Consider the following 19,170-nt stretch of genomic DNA (forward strand, 5'->3'; position numbering starts at 1 on the left):
CTGCCGGGGCCATCATTCCCCACTATTGGGGCAAGCCGGCACGGGGTTTCGACTACAACGGCGCGTCCACGGCCAGGCCCTGCAAACGCCGGTATTGGCGCAGGACATCCGGCACGTAGCGCTGGGTTTCGGCGAACGGCGGGATCGCCCCGCCACGGCTGAGCACCGCTTGCGGGCCGGCGTTGTAGGCCGCTACCGCGAGGGCAATGTCGTTGTCGAACAGGGTCAGCAGACGCTTGAGGTATTTGGCGCCGCCCTGGATGTTGGCCTTCGGATCGTAGACATCCTTGACCCCCATCTCCCGCGCGGTGTCGGGCATCAACTGCATCAATCCGCCAGCGCCTTTGGCGGACGTTGCGTCGGCGTTGTAGCGGGACTCGGCGCGAATGACCGCGTGTAACAGCGCCTCCGGAACTTCATTGGCCTTGGCAGCGGCCGAGACCAGCTCGGCGTAGGGTTGCGCGGCGATCATCTGCGGTTGCTGGTCGAGGCTGACGACCGCTGCGGTGGGCTCGTGAATAACCCGTTCATAGGTGCGGCCGGGGCGGTGAACGTTGGACAAAACGTAGCTGCCCTTGGCGTCCACGGAAACGAAGACATCGGCCTGTGCGACGCTGGTCAATAGCAGGCATCCGAGCAATCCAGTGGTGAGTGTTTTCATTGTTCTACCTCCCCTGGCCGGCCCCGAAAATTGGGGGTAATGCCCCACTGGCCGATCGTTAATCAGCCATACGCAAGCACTGTGCCGTAAGCGTGAAAGGCCGTAGCACGGGAGGTTCAGAAGGTTGCCAGGGGCTTTGCATGGCAATTGCATAAGCCTTTATCGCGACCCTTCTGCCGACTGTGTGAGGTCATCATGAATCAACGTCTGTGCTGTGCCCCGCGTACGCAACGCGGGTTCACCCTGCTCGAACTGCTGGTGGTGCTGGTGGTGCTGGGGCTGTTGGCCGGCATCGTCGCGCCGAAGTATTTCGCCCAACTGGGCCGTTCCGAAGTCAAGGTCGCCAAGGCGCAAATCGAAGGCCTGGGCAAGGCGCTGGATTTGTATCGCCTGGAGGTCGGGCACTACCCGTCGACCGAGCAGGGCTTGCAGGCGCTGGTCACTGCGCCGAGCGATGAAACCCACTGGACCGGACCTTACTTGCAGAAAAAATTGCCGCAGGACCCGTGGGGCCGTAACTACACCTACCGCTATCCCGGCGAAAACGGTGAGTACGATCTGCTGTCCATGGGCAAGGACGGGCAGCCCGGTGGCGAAGGCGAAAACGCCGAAGTCACCAGTTGGCAATGACGGGGGAAGACCATGCGCTTTCATCTCAAAGCCGTGGGCAAGGCCGGCGTGGTCTCGATGACGGTCGAGGCCCCCGGTCACAGCGAGGCTCGGCGCATCGTCGAAGACCAGGGGTTGCGGGTGGTCAGCCTGCATGCCGAACGGCACTGGCGCGCCTTGCGTCTGCAACAGCGAGAGACCTTCAACCTGGTGTTGTTCAGCCAGGAACTGACCACCCTACTCAATGCAGGCCTGCCGCTGATCGATGCACTGGAAAGCCTGGCCGAAAAAGAAAGCGCGCCACAGGCCCGCAAAACCTTGAGTGAGTTGGTGCGCTTGCTGTACGAGGGCAAATCGTTCTCCCAGGCACTGGGTCAGTTGTCGGCCATATTCCCGCCGTTGTATGTGGCGCTGGTGCAGTCCAGCGAGAAGACCGGCGCCGTGGGCGAAGCCCTGGGCCGCTATGTCAGCTATCGCCAGCGCATGGACGAGGTTCGGCAAAAAATCGTCAGCGCGTCGATCTACCCCATGCTGTTGCTGGTGGTGGGCGGTGGCGTGGTGTTGTTTTTGATGGGTTACGTAGTGCCGCGTTTCAGCCTGGTGTTTGAAGGCCTGGGGTCGAACCTGCCGTGGCTGTCGCAAGTGTTGATGACCAGCGGCATGTTCCTCCATGCGCATCAGGGCGAATTCTTCGGCGGGTTGCTGGCGATCATCGTCGCCCTCGCCTTCCTCCAGCGCCAACCGGCCTTTCGTCGGGGCGTGGACCGCCTGATCGAAAAACTCCCGGCCATCCACCAACGCATCTTCATGTACGAACTGGCGCGTTTCTATCGCTCGCTGGGGATTCTGTTGCAGGGCGGCATTCCCCTCGTCACCGCCATGGGCATGGTGCGCGGTTTGCTCACCGTGGCTTCGCGCACACGCCTGGACGAAGCCTGCGAACGGGTGCGCGAGGGCCAATCGCTGTCGGCCGCGCTGGAGCTCAATCACCTCGTGACCCCGGTGTCCCTGCGCTTGCTGCGCGCCGGCGAACAGTCCGGCAACCTCGGGCAAATGATGGAACGCAGCGCCGACTTCTACGACGAAGAAATCAGTCGCTGGCTCGAATGGTTTGTCAGGTTGTTCGAACCGCTGCTCATGACGTTCATCGGGTTGTTGATCGGGGTCATCGTGATCCTGATGTACATGCCGATCTTCGAGCTTGCCTCAAGCATTCACTAAGGCTCTGGAATGAGGCATAGCGCTACGTTGCGTTTTTTTCGGCGATTCAGCTGAATAAATTCGGAAGGTGTGGTGTTCACCTATTGAATCGAGCAGCACGTTGCATTGTTCATCAACGTTCCAACCCTGAATAAGACGGAGAACGACATGCACATCAACAAGCTTTTACTGGCAGTAGCTATTGGCGCGGTCTTGTCGGCGTCCACCGTATTGATACCGGACAGTCTGTCCAGTATGTCGACTGCTCAGGCCAAGGATGGTGGCGGCGGCGGAGGGGGTGGCGGCGGCGGCGGTGGCGGTGGCGGTGGCGGCAATGGCGGAGGTCATGGCGGCGGTGGCAATGGTGGTGGTGGCGGCGGCAATGGTGGCGGCGGTGGCGGCGGCAATGGCGGCGGTGGCGGCGGTAATGGCGGTGGCGGCGGAGGCAATGGCGGCGGTGGAAACGGTGGCGGCGGCAACAGCGGCGGTCACGGTGGAAGCGGCAGTGGCGGCAACAGTGGCAGCGGCGGCAATAGCGGCAGCAGTCACAGCGGCAGCGACCACGGCCCTGGTAATGCCGGCAACACAGCCTCCTCCAACTCCGGTCGCAATGGCACGCACGCCGAACCTGGCGACGATCATGGCGTTCATGCCAACGGCGAAGTAGGCGATGACCATGGTGTTCATCGTTCCGGTGAAGTGTCCCACAACCAAAACGGCGTTCATCGCTCCGGTGAAGTGTCCCACCACCAAAACGGCGTTCATCGCTCCGGTGAAGTGTCCCACAACCAAAATGGCGTTCATCGCTCCGGCGAAGTGTCACACAACCAAAATGGTGTTCATCGCGCCGGCGAAATCGGCGATGACCATGGCGTCCACGCCAATGGTGAAGTCGGTGATGACCGTGGCGTCCATGCCAACGGCGAAGTCGGTGATGACCGTGGTGTTCATGTCAACGGCGATGACAAAAGGACCTGATCACCATTAAGCCCAGGTCATCCACAAACCAACTGTAGGAGCGAGCCTGCTCCGGGCAGCGTTCCGACGATAGCCATTTGTCATTCAACATTGATGTCGTCTGACACTCCGTCATCGCGAGCAGGCTCACTCCTACAGGGGGAACTGTGTGAGGATTAGAGTTCGTCTTCAGTCTGATCCAGCTGTTCACGCAAAAACTCGATCAGCGCCTGCACCGGGCGCGAGCTCTGGCGGTGTTGCGGATAGACCGCCGACAACCTCAGCGGCTCAGGCTGAAACGCCTCCAGCACCGGCACCAGCCTGCCGTCCTTCAAGGCTGCACCGACGATAAATGTCGGCAAATAGGTAATCCCCATCCCGGAAATCGCCGCGTCCTTGAGCAACTCGCCGTTATTGACCCGCATCCGGCCCGTGACATTGACGGTGAGCGGTTTGCCCTGCCCTTCAAACCGCCATTGCACCTGACGACCGTGGCCGTACGGCAGGCAGTCATGGCCGTGCAGGTCTTCGGGTTTAAGCGGCGTGCCACGTTCGGCCAGGTACGTCGGGCTGGCGCAGTACACACGCTGGATCGAGGCGATGCGTCGGGCGATCAGCGTTGAGTCTTCAAGAATGCCGATACGCAACGCCAGGTCATACCCCTCGCTGAGCAAGTCTACCGGGCGATCACTCAGGTCCACTTCCACGGTGACGTCGCGATAACGCTGCAAGAACAGCGGCAGCAGGCTGCCCAAATGCGCCAATGCAAACGACAAGGGTGCGCTGATGCGAATCGTGCCCCGTGGCTCGGTGGTTTGCCCGGCGATGCCCTGCTCCACTTGCTCGACTTCACCGAGCAGGCGCAAGGCCGACTCGTAATAACTCTGCCCCAGTGGGGTGACGTCCAGCCGCCGGGTCGAGCGATTGAGCAAGCGCACGCCCAGGCGCTCTTCGAGTTGCATCAAACGCCGGCTGACGAATTGCTTGGACAACCCCAATTGATCTGCCGCCGCGGTGAAGCTGCCGGAGTCCATGACCTGGCAAAAAATACGCATATCTTCGAACGGGTTCATTGTCACAGCCTGATTGACAGTCGAACACTTTATAGCCGTTTTTCAGGGTATCGACACCCCAACAATTACACACCCAATTCGCGTAGCAGCTGACGAGCAGTGGCTACAGGAGTCGGACTAGGCTCGGCGGTTGCTACAAAAAGCGCATTCGTCAGGCAAAAAAATGCCCGCGCATTGGCGGGCACTTTTCATTGGGGCTGGACTTACTTCGACGTCAGCGCCGAATAGCTGTTCATCAAATTGCGATAGTTCGGAATGCGCGGCGACAGCAGATTCGCCAGGCCTTCCATGTCGTTGCGCCAGTCACCTTGCAGCTCACAGGCCACCGAGAACCAGTTGACCAGTTGTGCACCCGCCGCCGTCATACGCGCCCATGCCGCTTGTTGCACGGTTTCGTTGAAGGTCCCCGAGGCGTCGGTGACGACAAACACTTCAAACCCTTCTGCCAGCGCCGACAGCGTAGGGAACGTCACGCAAACGTCCGTCACCACACCGGCAATGATCAACTGCTTGCGGCCCGTGGCTTTGACGGCTTTGACGAAGTCTTCGTTGTCCCAGGCGTTGATCTGGCCTGGACGCGGGATGTACGGCGCGTCCGGGAACAGCTCCTTGAGTTCCGGCACCATCGGGCCGTTCGGGCCGTTTTCGAAACTGGTGGTGAGGATGGTCGGCAGTTTGAAGAACTTGGCCAGGTCCGCGAGGGCCAGGACGTTGTTCTTGAATTCGTTGGGCGAGAAATCCTGAACCAGCGAGATCAGACCGGTCTGGTGGTCGACCAGCAAGACCACGGCATCATCCTTGTTCAGGCGTTTGTACGGAACGTTGCTCATGTGAAACTCCTCGGTGGATGGGTATTACGTCGGGCGCCGACACAGTCCATCGGCGCTTTGTTGTGATCGTCAGAACGCGAAGCACGAGCAGCCAAAGGCGCCCCAGAAACCGGCAAAATCGCTGACCGGCGCAGTCGACAAGCGCGCTTTTTCATGGCTGTGGGCATGCACGCCGCACGGCCCGCTGCAATGGTGAACCTGCGCCTGCATCGGCGAGGTCGGACGCCAGTGGCCCGGGACCTTGACCACCGGCGACCAGTCCGGCAGCACCGGTACGCTGGCCGGCCCGAGTTTTTCGAAGTCACCGGCGCCGTACACCACCTTGCCGCCAACCACGGTCAACACCGACTCGATCCACTTGATCGCTTCTTCGTCGACGCTGAAAAAGTCCGCACTCAATGCCGCCACGTCCGCCAATTGACCGACCTTGATCATGCCTTTCTTGCCCTGCTCGGAAGAGAACCAGGCGCTGCCGTGGGTGAACAGTTCCAGCGCGGTCTGCCGGGACAGGCCTTCGGCATGCAGCTCAAGCCCTCCCACTGTCCGGCCGCTGACCATCCAGTACAACGAAGTCCAGGGGTTGTAGCTGGACACTCGCGTGGCATCGGTGCCGGCGCCGACCGGTACGCCTTCGGCCAGCATGCGCTTGATCGGCGGCGTCGCTTCGGCAGCTTTGGCGCCGTAACGCTCGACAAAATATTCGCCCTGAAACGCCATGCGGTCCTGAATCGCGATACCCCCGCCCAGCGCCCTCACCCGCTCGATGTTCTGCGGGGTGATGGTTTCAGCGTGGTCGAAAAACCACGGCAAACCGTTGAACGGAATGTCGCGGTTGACCTTCTCGAACACGTCGAGCATGCGGCTGATCGATTCGTTGTAGGTGGCGTGCAAACGGAACGGCCAACGCTGCTCCACCAAGTGGCGCACGACCGGCTCGAGTTCGTCTTCCATGGTTTGCGGCAGGTCCGGACGCGGTTCGAGGAAGTCTTCGAAATCCGCCGCCGAGAACACCAGCATTTCCCCGGCGCCGTTATGCCGAAGGTAATCGTCGCCCTGGTGCAGGGTCACACTGCTGGTCCAGTTCTTGAAGTCGGTGAGTTCTTCTTTGGGCTTCTGGGTGAACAGGTTGTAGGCGATACGGATGGTCAATTGCTGGTCCTTGGCCAACTGCTCGATCACCTGATAATCGTCCGGGTAATTCTGGAAACCACCGCCGGCATCGATCGCGCTGGTGAGACCGAGACGATTGAGTTCGCGCATGAACTGGCGGGTCGAGTTGACCTGGTACTCCAGCGGCAACTTCGGCCCCTTGGCCAGCGTCGAGTACAAAATCATCGCGTTGGGCCGCGCGACCAGCATGCCGGTCGGCTCGCCGTTGCTATCGCGCACGATCTCGCCACCCGGTGGGTTCGGCGTATTGCGGGTGTAGCCGGCCACGCGCAACGCGGCACGGTTGAGCAAGGCACGGTCGTACAGGTGCAGGACGAATACAGGGGTGTCCGGTGCTGCCTGGTTGAGTTCTTCGAGGGTCGGCATGCGCTTTTCGGCGAACTGGAATTCGTTCCAGCCACCGACCACGCGCACCCATTGCGGCGTTGGTGTGCGGTCGGCCTGATCCTTGAGCATGCGCAAGGCATCGGCCAGCGACGGCACCCCTTCCCAACGCAGTTCGAGGTTGTAATTGAGGCCGCCACGGATCAGGTGCAGGTGCGAGTCGTTGAGGCCGGGGATGACGCAGCGGCCCTTGAGATCGATGACCTGCGTGCCCGAACCGCGCAGGGCCATGGCCTCGGCATCGGTGCCGACCGCGACAAAGCGGCCGTCGCTGATCGCCACGGCACTGGCGAGCGGGTTTTCACGGTCAACGGTATGAAATTGGCCATTGAACAGAATCAGATCGGCGTTCATCGCGTTTCCTTGGGCTGAGGGGAAGGAGATAACCAGGGCGCGAATAATCGGGTCGCCATGGGCATGAACAGGTACACCACCGACAGCACGATGGTGAGCGTGATCAGAAACGTCGCTACGACGTAATTGGAGAGAACCGCGTTGAGTTGCAGCAGCGGTCCCCAGATCAGCGGCACCAGCAAGGTGTGCGGCAGAATCACCAGCAAGGTCACCACGGCCTGCTTCCAGCGTGGCGGCGGTGGCGACGCGGCGTCGGCCTGGGGCGCGAACCAGAATTCATTGACCGGGTTGACCTCGGTCTGGTCGCCGTCGGCGAGCATCGGCGTCGCTTCGCGGACCAGTTCCAGGCGTTGCGGCGAATCGAGCCAGTGCTGCATCGCCTCGGTGGTGCAAAAGCGCAGCACGCAGGTGTACATGTCGAGCCCGGCGTTTTTGCCGCGCATCACGTCCACGCCCAAGTGCCCTTCCTGCTGCCCGGCGATGCTGACAATGTTGCGCAGCCAGGCTTCGTAAGGCACTTCAAAACCCGACTTGACCCGGTGCTTGATGATCAGGGTCACGACTTCTTCAAAAGGTTTGGCTTCAGGCATAACGCAACGCTCCGGTGAATCGGACATTGAGCGCCAGCCGACCAGGCCCGGCGATGAAAATGCTGGTGAACAAGATCAACAACAACCAGCCGAATTGCCCTTGCTCGAGGCTCCATTGCGGATGCACCACCACCATCGCCACCAGCAACACACACAAGATCGGCAGGCACGCCAAACGCACCAACAGTCCGACAATGATCAGCAACGGGCACAGCACCTCGGCAAAAATCGCCAGCATCAGTGTCAGGTTGGCGCCAAGGTGGAAAGGGTCTTCGATGACGTGCAGTTGAGCGCTGTAGTCAAGCAGCTTCGGCAAGCCGTGCACCCACAGCAGGAACAGACTGGCGCTGCCCCGCAGAAACAGCAGTCCCCAGTCCTGGACCCGTTCATCCCGTAGCGACGTGTTCATGGGCTACCTGCACAAATGAAAAACCACCGGCAATGATGCGCCGGGACGTTTTTCGATAGTGCCGGTGTGGGGACGGGAAAAATTGGATGGGTGTGCTCTTTTTGTGGAAGAGCACAGATCTACCAAGCGACGCAGGCTCACACCCACAGGGGACCTGCATGACGGGCAGGATCGATCAAGGTATCGATAAACCGGCCCGGTTCAGGGAACGGCTCGAACAGTATATTCACGCGTGCCGAAGACCATCGCTGTCGCGTCATCTGCCACCTGATCCATATTTACCCGGAAGCGAATGGCCAACCGGCTGCCATCCCTCAATAGCGATAGATAGCTGTACGCAATGGTGATGCTAAAGCCATTGTTCGTGACCCAAGCACGGTGCACCGAGTTGCGCGAGCCCGCCCAGGTCTGGAGATTGTGGCTGCCACCACTGACGTTTTCACCCTCCAGATCCAGCCAGATGCGCTGCCCTTGGGCGATATGTGGCCAGCCACCAAAACTGAGGGTCGCGCCGGACGTGACGTCTTTCAGGTCCAGCACGGTCGTGCCGTTCGCCTGGGTAATCACCGGAGCAATGAGCTCGACCGCCGGGATCGTCAGAACATCAAGGGGAAAGGGTTGAGAGGTCACCGGATCCGATGTCCCGCGGGTATAGGTGAACGTCAGCTCTACTTTTTTACCCAGGCTAAACGCGACCAATGAAACAGGCAGCGGTATTTCGATGGGTCGAGTATTGCCGGCCAAAACGGCGCTTGTCGTGTGTGAGCCCGCTGGCAGCGTGCCGGGCGCGGCTGCCCACCTCACAGTGAGCAGATCGCCAGGCGCCATTTCAGAATCCAGCACAGCGGTCAGTCTTTGCAACGCCGCCAGGGGATCCAGATTGACGTGATCGGGCGCTTCCTTGATCGACAACTGCCGCTTTTGCAGGCTCACGTTTATCCTCCACGAATTGGATACCGCGCCGTCGCCATACAAGGCTTTGGCCTTCAACTCGTGTAACCCGTCGGTCAGTCCAGTCACCTGATGCTTCCAACGACCGGAATCGGCCGTGGCCGTGCCTTTTGGAATGTTGCTGGCAAAGACTTCCACATCTTCACCCTCTGTAGCGGTACCTTCCAGGGTCACGCTGCCGTACTCGGTATCACCTCCATCAGCGATGTCCTGACCGAGTGGATCTCTTACCGACAGGATCACCGGCGTTTTCGGTGCATCCGTTCTTACAATGTAGTTGCGCGGCGCAAAAATCAGCGCTGTGGCCTCATCATCGCTTCCATCCAGCGTCGCCATGAACTCCAGAATCAAAGTGCTGCGATCCATGAGCCGTTTAAGCGGATCGGCAACAAAGTTTTTGGCATAGAAGCCGTGAAGGATCAATTGCTGATCGACAACCGTGCGAGGCCAGTACACAGCCTCGAAAGCACTGCCGTTGGCGTTGGTTCCCCTGAGCCGAAGCCAATGGTTTTGATTGTAGGCAATCAGGGGCCATCCATTTATTCGCAGCGTGAATTCGGTCAGGTCATTCACATTCAGAACCAAGCCTTCACCCGCGTTGTCCGCCTGCGGGATGAACGGTCTGGGCATATCGCCTTGTGCCAGTGGCAGCACATACAAAATCAATGGCTGCGAGGTTCTGGGCTCCGGGTCGTCTTCACTGATGACGGTGTAGGTCAGCGTTACCGTACGGCCCAGGTTGAAGGTCACCAGCGAATTGGGAATTCGTAGCTCCGCAGGGCGAGTATTTCCGACCTCGACGAAGCCCGAGGTATAGGAACCCTCGGCCGGCGTGCCCGGTGCCCCTTGCCATGTGACGCGGATCCTGTCCGTGGTCTGACTGTCGTAGTTCGCCACGACTGTGAGGTTATGCCTGACCGCCACCGGACTCAGGAGGGTGAAAACCGGGTTTTCCTTGATACGTGGAGGGGGCAAGTCATGGGTGGTTACGGCAGTCAGATTATTCATCATTCGCTCTCAGTGCGGGATCGACCTTGCCCTTGGGGTACTGGCCTATCTCACACTGGATCGGGAATAGTCGCTACTGTCAGAACTGACAGGTAGACGGTTTTTTCAGACGAGTGGCTCTGCCTTGAAACCGGCCGTCATACCCACACAGTTTCCTGCAGGCGGGAATCTGCCCGGTCCGTAAGCCGCCACGTTCAGGCTGGAATGGGCAAAGGCCCCGACATGAATTCACTAATTCGCGAGCGCAACCAGCGCTCCGCCGGGTCGTTGTCATGCACCCCGCTCCAGGCCATCGACAATTGCGCTGCATCGATGGCAAACGGTGGGTCTTCAGCACGCAACCCACAGCCTTCCACCAGCGCGCACGCGGCATAGTCCGGTACGGTGGCGATCATCTCGGTGCCGGCGAGCAATGCGCGCAAGCCGCTGAACTGCGGCACGCCCAACACCACGCGACGGCTACGTCCAAGCTTGGCCAGGTCGAGGTCGATGTTGCCGCTCAGGTCGCCGGAGAACGACACCATGGCGTGGGGCCGTTCGCAGTATTCATCCAGCGTCAGCGTGCCCGGACGCTTGTCCCCGCGCAGCACTTTGCAGGGAATATCGCGCAGTTTTTTGCGCTTGGCGTTCGCCGGCAGGTCGGTGGTGTAACTGACGCCCACAGAGATTTCCCCGGAGGCCAGCAACGCCGGCATCAGCAGGTAGTTGGCGCGCCGTACCACGACCACAATCCCCGGTGCCTCTTCTTGCAGCTGCCGCAGCAACGGCGGAAACAAACCGAACTCGGCATCGTCCGACAGCCCGATACGAAACACATCACAACTGGTCGCCGGATCAAACTCCTTGGCCCGGCTGACGGCGCCCGAGATCGTGTCCATCGCCGGCTGCAACTCCTTGAGAATCGCCAGTGCCCGCGCGGTCGGCTCCATGCCGCGCCCGTTGCGCAGCAACAACGGATCGTCAAACAAATCGCGCAACCGCCCCAGCGCCGCACTCACCGCCGGTTGGCCCATGAACAGTTTTTCCGCGACGCGGGTCAGGTTCTTTTCGAACATCAGCGCCTCGAAAATCACCAACAGGTTCATGTCGACGCGGCGCAGATCGTTACGGTTCATAAGCACGGTTCCTTTGTGTGTTGAGCCAGGCACGAAACGCTGGGACTTTACTCGATCAGCGGTACTTTGGCCGCACGTTTGTAAGGCCCGTATTCGACCGGCACCCATTGGAAGTGCTTGCCCTCGGTTGCGATGTGACCGATGCCCGGAAACGGCAAGTGCGCCGCCGACACCCAGGTCTTGCTGGCGGCAGCGTCACTGAACACCTTGGCCCGGCTCTTGATCGCTTGCTGGCTGTTGACGTCAAAAGCGATCGACACGTCAGGGTGCTCGAATTGCACCGCGAGGTTATGCACCAGATCCCCCATGAACAGAATGCTCTGCCCTTCAGAGGTGAAGCGGTACGTAGTGCTGCCGGGGGTGTGTCCGCTCTCCAGCGTGGCATCGACCACACCCGGCACGGGCGATTGACCGGCCTCGAACGTCTTGAAACGACCCTGCGCAACGTAAGGCGCGGTGGAATCCTGGGCGATTTTGAAATAAGGCTTGGCGCCCTCTGGGGCCTTGGCGATGGCTTGAGGATCGAGCCAGTAATCAGCCTCGGCTTTTGCCGCGTAGACCGTGGCATTGGCAAACACTGGTTTTTGCTCTGCGTCGACCAGCCCGCAGACGTGGTCAAGGTGCAGGTGGGTCAACAGAATCGCATCGACCTGGGACGGCTCGTACCCGGCGGCTTTCATGTTGTCCGAGAGCATGCCGGCCGTTGCGCCGATGCACTGGCCGGCGCCGGTGTCCACCAGAATCAGCTGCTTGCCGGTGTTGACCAAAAACGCGTTGAACGCGGTTTGCACACCCGGCGTTTCAATCGAGCGACGGGCCAGCAATGCGCGAATCTGACTTTGTGTCAGGCCCTTGAGCAGTTTCGGTGACAGGTCGTTGTAACCATCGAATAACGCCGTCACTTCGTAGTCGCCCACCGCCAAGCGGAAGTAGCCCGGTGCCTGTGTGCCGACTTGCGCCGGTGCCTGCGCCGAGGAAGTGCCTGATGCCAGCGCTACCGCGAGCCCCAATGCGCAAACCAGAGAATGTTTCATGCCTTCACCCTTGATCGATAAAAAAAAGCGGCCACGCCTAACGCCACCGGATGACATCAATAGTGCAAGTACTGCGTCTGAAGAAATTGCAGCAATGTGCTGAGTTAGCGCCTTTGCCGGATTTGCGCGAGGACGGAATTAACAACGTTTAACTCGCCTGCCAACACCCCGCGACGAAGAATGAAGCTCACCGACACGGACATTTGTCATGGCCCATTCTCAGCAAAACGTCGCCCGCGTGGCAGTCACTGAATCGCCAAAGAAGACCACCGGCGGCCTGACCCCATGGCGCGAAAGCCTGGCGAAACAACTGATCCTCGACCGTCTCGATGAATCCGTCGAGGTCACTGAACTGGCGCGGGCCTGCGCCCTCTCGCGCAGTCATTTCTCCCGCGCGTTCAAATGCAGCACCGGTTATTCGCCTCAGGACTGGATACGTCTGCAACGCATTGCACGGGCCAAGCAGCTGATCCGCGACACCGACTTGAGCCTCACGCAAATCAGCCTCGAATGCGGCTTCTGCGATCAGGCGCACTTCTGCCACATCTTCACCCGCAGCGAAGGCATCAATCCGTTTGCCTGGCGCTGCCGCACGGTACGCTCACACCCTCATCCACCCGCCTACACCGCTCAACTTCACGCACAATAACGCCCAACGCGGGGCTCGACAGCTGCTACAGGGGCCCGGGCACCTGTAGCAGCGAGTGTTAGCCGTTGAGGAACGCCAGCAAATCAGCGTTGAGTTGATCCTTGTGGGTATCCGTCAAGCCGTGCGGTGCGCCTGGGTAGATCTTGAGCGTAGAACCTTTCACCAGTTTTGCCGAAGCAACGCCCGCGGCTTCGAACGGCACGACCTGATCGGCGTCGCCGTGCACCACCAAAGTCGGGATGTCGAATTTCTTCAGGTCTTCGGTGAAGTCGGTTTCGGAGAAGGCCTTGATGCAGTCATAGGCGTTCTTGTGGCCGGCCATCATGCCCTGCATCCAGAACCAGTCGATCATGCCTTGGGACGGTTTCGCGCCCGGTTTGTTGAAGCCGAAGAACGGACCGCTGGCGAGGTCGATGTACAGCTGCGAACGGTCGACGAGGGACGCCTGGCGAATGCCGTCGAACACTTCGATCGGCAGGCCGCCGGGGTTGGCTTCGGTCTTGAGCATCAGCGGCGGCACCGCGGAGATCAGCCCGGCCTTGGCCAACCGGCCCGTGCCATGGCGACCGATATAGCGCGCCACTTCGCCGCCGCCGGTAGAGAAGCCGAACAGCACCGCATCCTTGAGGTCCAGCAACTCGATCAGTTGCGCCAGATCGTCGGCGTAATGGTCCATGTCATTACCGGACCACGGCTGGCTGGAGCGCCCGTGCCCCCGGCGGTCATGGGCGATGACCCGGTAACCTTTGGACGCCAGGAAGATCATCTGCGACTCCCAGCTGTCGGCATTCAACGGCCAGCCGTGGCTGAAGACGATGGGCTGTCCGGTGCCCCAGTCCTTGTAGTAAATCTCGGTGCCGTCGCGGGTGGTGAATGTTGTCATGGGTTATCTCCTTTGCGAGTGTCAGGGGTGTATCAAACCGGTGAGTGGTTCATGCGTTCGGCCAGCCGCGCCACGCGCTCGCCCAAGTGCGCGGCGGTGCAGCGGTCTTCGGGTGGCGGGGCCAGTTCGGGGGGTTGTTCGACATTGGATTGGGACATGGCACCGAGCGAGCTGCCCAAGCGATTCATCTGCCCATCGAACACGCCGGTGCCGGAGCGCGCGGGCAGCAGGTCGAGGCCGACCCAGATCATTGAATGCTGGGCCGCGAACACGGCCATTTGCAGCAAGGTGTTGAGTTTGTCGCCGCACAGGCTGCCGGAGTTAGTGAACCCGGCGGCCAGTTTGTCGCGCCAGGGTTGGGCCAGGTAGAACGCCGAAGTGGCTTCCATGAAGCCTTTGAACGGTGCCGAGGCGCTGCCCATGTAGGTCGGCGAGCCGAAGATGATGGCGTCGGCGCTGTGCAAGCGGTCCCAGTGGTCGTCCACTTCCTCCACCGGAATCAACAGGCAGGTGCTGCCCAAGTGCCGTTCCACCCCCTGGGCCACGGCCTGCGCCATGACACGGGTGTGCCCGTAGCCACTGTGATAGACCACCACCACGTTGCTCATTCCAGCGTCCTCATGACAATAAATCCCTGCTTGACTTAAATACCAACACCCCCTGTAGGAGTGAGCCTGCTCGCGATAGCGGTCTATCAGTCGACAGGGTTGGTGACTGACACACCGCTATCGCGAGCAGGCTCATTCCTACAACGACTGACCGGTGGACGTTGAAGAACCAGAGTTTTGGGCGTAGACCAGACGCAGCACGAGTTAAACGTTGTTAATTTTCCCTGGCGCGCCAAAAGCCGTAACCCCGGCTTTGTTACCGTAAACACGGCACCGGCCAAGGGTGACGGGTACACACAGTCGCTGCGAACACCCGACAGTCATCCGCCACCCGGATTGCACTGATCCGAAAACCTGCGGAACATGCTCGAAAACAGCGTACTAGACGGATGCAAGCAGGAGCGACACGTTGACCCTTTCCCCCGAACAGGCTGTGCATTTCGGCCCCTACCGGATCTACCCCGGACAACGCCTGGTGATGGAGGCCGACCAGCCCCTGCGCCTGGGCCGACGTGCCATGGACATTCTGTTGATCCTGCTGGAGCACGCCGGGCACGTGGTCAGCAAGCAGCAACTGATTGCGGCGGTCTGGCCCAAAAGCGTGGTGGAGGACATCAACCTGCGGGTGCACATGGCGGCGTTGCGCAAAGCCCTCGGCGACGGCCAGGCCGGCCAGCGCTACATCGTCACCGTGGCACAGCGCGGCTATAGCTTTGTCGCGCCCTATTCGCTGGAACGGATCGAGCAGCACCCCGAACTCGAAGGACCGGTGCCCAACGGCCATAACCTCCCCGTGCGCCGCACCCGACTGATCGGGCGCCAGTCCCTGGTCGATCATTTGGTGACACAACTGGCACGCCAGCGCTTCATCACCCTCGTCGGCCCCGGCGGCATCGGCAAGACCACCGTGGCCCTGCGCGTCGCCGAACAGTTGATCGGGCGCTACCGGGACGGCATTCGCCTGCTGGACCTGGCACCGATCAACGACCCGCTGATGATCACCGCCCATTTGGCGACGCTGCTCGAGTTGTCCCTGCACGATGGCGAACCCGTGAGCGCACTGGCGGCCTTCCTGCGCGACCGCCAGATGCTGCTGGTCATCGACAATTGCGAACACCTGGTCGACGCCATCGCCCTGCTCTGTGAAAGCACCCTGCGCGCCGCGCCCGAGGTGCACATTCTGGCCACCAGCCGCGAAAGCCTGCGGGCCGAAGGCGAGTTCGTCCAGCGCCTTGAGTCGCTGGATTGCCCACCGCCCATCGCCGTGCTGGATCGCGCTCAGGCCATGACGTTCTCGGCGCTGCAATTGTTCGTCGAACGGGCGATGGCCAGCCATGACACCTTCGAACTGAGTGATGACGAGCTGCCACTGTTGATCGACATCTGCCATCGCCTGGACGGCATTCCGCTGGCCATCGAACTGGCTGCCGCGCAAGTCGGCCACTTGGGTTTGAGCGGCGTGCTGGAGCAGCTGCAAGGCAGTTTTCGCCTGCTGACCCAAGGGTGTCAGCCGGCATTGGGTCGGCACCAGACGCTGCGCGCCACGCTCGACTGGAGCTACGAACTGCTGACGCCCTGCGAGCAAACCTGCCTGCGCCGGCTGGGCGTGTTCAGGGGCGGATTCACTCTGGAATCCGCAGCGGCGGTGATCGTTGGTGAACACATCGACCCCGACAAGGTGTTTGGTGCGATCACCCAACTGGTGGCCAAGTCGCTGCTGAACGTGGAAGTGGGCGACGAAGACGTGTTCTATCGCCTGCTCGACACCACACGCAGCTACGCCCTGGAAAAACTCGACCAGGCCGCCGACCTGCCGGACACGCGAGTCCGCCATGCCGAACGCTGCCTGGCGTTGATGCACCAGGCACGCAATGACTGGGAGCTCATCCCGACCAGTCTGTGGATCAAGCGGTATGCCCGGGGTCTGGAGGACATTCGCGCGGCGCTTGATTGGGGCTTGAACGGGCACGGCTCGCAAACATTGGCCATCCAGTTGGCCGCAACGTCCATGCCGCTGTGGCAGGAACTGTCGCTGCTCAAGGAACATGGCATTTATGTGCGCAAGGCGCTGGCACTGCTCGATGCCACACCCGAGCCCTGCCCTCAGCTGAAAATGAGCCTGAAACTGGCCCTCGGCAGCTCCTGCTACCACACCCAGGGCGGCACTGTGGAAACCATCGACGCCTTCGTCAGCGCCAGAACGTTGGCCAGACAGTGCCGTGACATGGCCGGTCAGTTGCGGGCGGTGTCCGGGCACATGGCGGTCAATCTAAGCTGCGGAAATTATCAACTGGCGTTGGAACAGAGCCTGCAATTCGATCGACTGGGCGGGCATGACGACGCCGTGCTCGCGTTGAGCACCCACCGACTGCGCGTGCTCGCGTTGCACTTTGCCGGGGATCAGGGGCGGGCCCGGGCCAACGCCGAAGAAGTGATCCAGCGCATGGCCCACAGTGGTCACCTCAACCGCTTCACCCACGGTTTTGGCGTGCAATACGACCAAAGCGTTGCGTCCCTGACGATTCTGGCGCGCATCCTCTGGTTGCAGGGCCAACCGGAGCAGGCCTGGCGTACGGCCCGCCAGGCACTGGACATCGCGATTCAGATCAACCATGGCACTTCCATTTGTTACACCCTGGCCCTGGCCGGCTGCCTGATCGCCCACTACAACGGCGACACCCGCAGCGCCCGCGAGCTCCTGCGCCTGCTGCTGGAGCAAGCACAAAAACATTCGGTGCTGTTGTTCTACACGTGGGCACGTCACTACGCGCAGGTGATCGACCAGGCAGAGGGGCACTTGCCACCCCCACCCGGCAGTGGGTTGATCAAAGACATCATGGTCACGCTGGACAGCGGTTTCGTCGATGACACCTTGTTGCAACGCGCGGATACCGGCATCGCCGGCTGGAGCACGGCAGAAATTCTACGGGCCAAAGCGAATGCGCTACTGGAAGAGGATTGCCCGTTGAAAAACCAGGCGGCCGAGGCCGTGCTGATGCGGGCACTGAACGTGGCCAGAACCCAGGGCGCCCTCGCCTGGGAGCTACGAAGCGCCACGTCGATGGCACGGCTCTGGCAGCGCCAGGGTCGCTATCGACAGGCCCATGAACTGCTGGCACAGATCTACCAGCAATTCACCGAAGGCTTTGCCACACCGGACCTGATGAACGTCCGCCGGTTACTCGACGAGTTGCAACGCCAGTTGCCCAGCTGACGTGGAGCGCCCTCGGCTGATAAAACGGGCGTAGCGCCTTTCGAAATCGCGCAACGCTCCGCTGTGCTCGAGTTTTTCCAAGGCATAGAGGCGAGTGGTGTTGAGGAAACGGTAGCGGGTCACACCGCGGCCCTCCTCCACCGACAACAATGATTTGAGTGCCAGGTGTTCTACCGCTTGCATCACACATCCGGGCGGCAGTACCGAGCAATTGATCACCGCCATGGCGGCGTCCAGGGTGAAGGCCATTTTGAACACGGCCAGGCGCTGCAACACCGTTTGCTCCTTTGGGTTCAACTGCTCATAGCTCCAGTCCAGCGCAGCTTTCAGGGTTTGGTGCCGGGGGACGGCCGTGCGCCGGCCTTGGGTCAGCAGCTGAAAACAATTGTCGAGCTGGGATTGCAGCCCGACCAAAGCCAGTGCGTCGATTTGCGCGGCCGCCAGCTCGATGGCCAGGGGCAAACCATCAAGCCTGCGGCAGATATCACCAACGGTGCTGAGGTCTTGTTCGCGCAGGGCAAAGCCTTGTTGACGGGCGCGGGCGCGACTGACGAACAGTTGCACGGCCGAATAGCCCATGACTTGCGCCACACTCTGCCACTCGGAGTTGGGCGGCACCGCCAGCGACGGTAGACGCACCAGCGTTTCCCCGGCGGCCAACAATGGTTCGCGGCTGGTGGCCAGAATCGACAGCCGGGGCGCCGCGATCAGCAGGCTTTCAACCAGCGTTCGACAGCGCTGCAGCAGGTGCTCGCAGTTGTCGAGCACCAGTAACGCGTGGCGCTGCGCCAACGCCTCAAGGGCAGTCCCGACATCGGATTCGAGGGCGCGCGTCAGATGGTCAACGACTTGCGCGGGATCATCAATCGACCCCAGATCAACCAGCCAGACGCCATCCTGATAGTGTTGCAACAACAACTCAGCCACGCGCAACGCCACGGTAGTCTTACCGATGCCGCCGGGGCCAACCAGCGTCATCAAACGCCGCACCGGCAACTGCCGCACCAGACTGCCGACAATCGAGTCACGACCGGTCACCGGCGTGAGCCGTGCCGGCAGGTTGTGTTGAGCTTTTTGAATGGATTGGATCGACACAGGCGCGCCTGCCGGCAGGTGCTGCACCGGGGCCACAAAGCTGTACCCGCGCTGGGGAATGTTGACGATGTAGCGCTGACCGTTTTGCCCGTCGCCCAGGGCGCGACGTAGCGCAGCAATGTGCACGCGCAGGTTGATTTCCTCGACCACCGACGTCGGCCAGACCCGGGCAATCAGTTCGTCCTTGCTGACCACCGTCCCGGCGCGCTCGACCAGCACCTGCAAAATGTCCAGGGCCCGCCCGCCCATGCGCAGCGGCCGATCACCGTCCAGGATCAGCCGTTGCCGTTGGTGAAACGCGTAGGGGCCGAAATGCAGCACCGCTTCGCTGATCAAATCTGTAAGGCTGTTCATGCACGTTCGCGTGCTGAAAACC

General features: G+C 61.0%; 18 protein-coding genes. 4 read left to right on the forward strand and 14 right to left on the reverse strand.

From position 1 onward, the window contains the following. Positions 1–52: 52 nt before the first annotated feature. Positions 53–661 carry a lytic transglycosylase domain-containing protein gene (locus tag AB4N43_RS05820; protein WP_027921401.1) on the reverse strand — a complete coding sequence of 203 codons (609 nt, stop codon included), beginning with the start codon at positions 659–661 and terminating at the stop codon, positions 53–55. Between the two features lie 195 nt (positions 662–856). Between AB4N43_RS05820 and gspG the strand changes: the two genes are divergently transcribed. Both gspG and AB4N43_RS05830 read left to right on the forward strand, forming a co-directional pair. Further along, entirely contained in the window at positions 857–1,291 is a 435-nt protein-coding gene (gspG, locus tag AB4N43_RS05825) for a type II secretion system major pseudopilin GspG (RefSeq protein WP_059181132.1), read from the forward strand. 12 nt (positions 1,292–1,303) lie between these two features. Further along, on the forward strand, positions 1,304–2,491 hold the full coding sequence (locus AB4N43_RS05830; RefSeq protein WP_027921403.1) for a type II secretion system F family protein: 1,188 nt from the start codon (positions 1,304–1,306) through the stop codon (positions 2,489–2,491). 165 nt (positions 2,492–2,656) lie between these two features. Here the strand turns inward: AB4N43_RS05830 and AB4N43_RS05835 are convergent, their stop codons facing one another. The 10 genes from AB4N43_RS05835 to AB4N43_RS05880 form a co-directional block, all read right to left on the reverse strand. Continuing rightward, the gene (locus AB4N43_RS05835; RefSeq protein WP_194939971.1) at positions 2,657–3,148 is read right to left on the reverse strand and encodes a hypothetical protein; all 492 of its coding nucleotides are present in this window, start codon (positions 3,146–3,148) and stop codon (positions 2,657–2,659) included. Positions 3,149–3,289: 141 nt separating this feature from the next. Next, positions 3,290–3,421 carry a hypothetical protein gene (locus AB4N43_RS05840; protein WP_460153490.1) on the reverse strand — a complete coding sequence of 44 codons (132 nt, stop codon included), beginning with the start codon at positions 3,419–3,421 and terminating at the stop codon, positions 3,290–3,292. A gap of 182 nt (positions 3,422–3,603) precedes the next feature. Continuing rightward, positions 3,604–4,500, reverse strand: coding sequence for a LysR family transcriptional regulator (locus AB4N43_RS05845; protein WP_460153492.1), 897 nt, complete (start codon positions 4,498–4,500; stop codon positions 3,604–3,606). A 203-nt stretch (positions 4,501–4,703) separates the two neighbouring features. Continuing rightward, complete coding sequence (gene ycaC / locus AB4N43_RS05850; RefSeq protein ID WP_027921406.1) at positions 4,704–5,330, reverse strand: isochorismate family cysteine hydrolase YcaC; 627 nt, start codon at positions 5,328–5,330, stop codon at positions 4,704–4,706. 69 nt (positions 5,331–5,399) lie between these two features. Then, on the reverse strand, positions 5,400–7,238 hold the full coding sequence (locus tag AB4N43_RS05855; protein WP_059181136.1) for an amidohydrolase: 1,839 nt from the start codon (positions 7,236–7,238) through the stop codon (positions 5,400–5,402). Continuing rightward, complete coding sequence (locus AB4N43_RS05860) at positions 7,235–7,828, reverse strand: antibiotic biosynthesis monooxygenase (protein WP_410921891.1); 594 nt, start codon at positions 7,826–7,828, stop codon at positions 7,235–7,237. The genes AB4N43_RS05855 and AB4N43_RS05860 overlap by 4 nt, the downstream gene beginning before the upstream one ends. Then, positions 7,821–8,237, reverse strand: coding sequence for a DoxX family protein (locus tag AB4N43_RS05865; protein ID WP_059181138.1), 417 nt, complete (start codon positions 8,235–8,237; stop codon positions 7,821–7,823). Before AB4N43_RS05865 ends, AB4N43_RS05860 begins: the two co-directional genes overlap by 8 nt. A 201-nt stretch (positions 8,238–8,438) precedes the next feature. Then, positions 8,439–10,199 (reverse strand): hypothetical protein, encoded by a 1,761-nt coding sequence (locus tag AB4N43_RS05870; protein WP_460153495.1) that lies wholly within the window; start codon positions 10,197–10,199, stop codon positions 8,439–8,441. A gap of 191 nt (positions 10,200–10,390) precedes the next feature. Continuing rightward, on the reverse strand, positions 10,391–11,311 hold the full coding sequence (locus AB4N43_RS05875; protein ID WP_027921410.1) for a LysR family transcriptional regulator: 921 nt from the start codon (positions 11,309–11,311) through the stop codon (positions 10,391–10,393). A gap of 47 nt (positions 11,312–11,358) precedes the next feature. Then, positions 11,359–12,345 (reverse strand): MBL fold metallo-hydrolase, encoded by a 987-nt coding sequence (locus AB4N43_RS05880; protein ID WP_027921411.1) that lies wholly within the window; start codon positions 12,343–12,345, stop codon positions 11,359–11,361. A gap of 208 nt (positions 12,346–12,553) precedes the next feature. On the opposite strand from AB4N43_RS05880, the gene AB4N43_RS05885 reads away from it, so the two are divergent. After that, positions 12,554–12,994, forward strand: a complete 441-nt coding sequence (locus tag AB4N43_RS05885) for a helix-turn-helix domain-containing protein (protein WP_059181142.1) — start codon at positions 12,554–12,556, stop codon at positions 12,992–12,994. Positions 12,995–13,052: 58 nt separating this feature from the next. On the opposite strand, the gene AB4N43_RS05890 is transcribed toward AB4N43_RS05885, so the two are convergent. Together AB4N43_RS05890 and AB4N43_RS05895 are read right to left on the reverse strand one after the other, a co-directional pair. Continuing rightward, positions 13,053–13,877: an alpha/beta fold hydrolase gene (locus tag AB4N43_RS05890; protein ID WP_027921413.1), complete on the reverse strand. Its 825-nt coding sequence runs from the start codon at positions 13,875–13,877 to the stop codon at positions 13,053–13,055. A gap of 32 nt (positions 13,878–13,909) precedes the next feature. Continuing rightward, the gene (locus AB4N43_RS05895; protein ID WP_027921414.1) at positions 13,910–14,485 is read right to left on the reverse strand and encodes a flavodoxin family protein; all 576 of its coding nucleotides are present in this window, start codon (positions 14,483–14,485) and stop codon (positions 13,910–13,912) included. A 409-nt stretch (positions 14,486–14,894) separates the two neighbouring features. Here AB4N43_RS05895 and AB4N43_RS05900 point away from each other — a divergent pair, with 409 nt between their 5' ends. Beyond that, positions 14,895–17,699 (forward strand): ATP-binding protein, encoded by a 2,805-nt coding sequence (locus AB4N43_RS05900; protein WP_460153499.1) that lies wholly within the window; start codon positions 14,895–14,897, stop codon positions 17,697–17,699. On the opposite strand, the gene AB4N43_RS05905 is transcribed toward AB4N43_RS05900, so the two are convergent. Then, positions 17,664–19,148, reverse strand: a complete 1,485-nt coding sequence (locus AB4N43_RS05905) for an ATP-binding protein (protein WP_410921888.1) — start codon at positions 19,146–19,148, stop codon at positions 17,664–17,666. The genes AB4N43_RS05900 and AB4N43_RS05905 overlap by 36 nt on opposite strands. Positions 19,149–19,170 lie beyond the last annotated feature (22 nt).

The organism is Pseudomonas sp. S2_B07 (assembly GCF_054668435.1).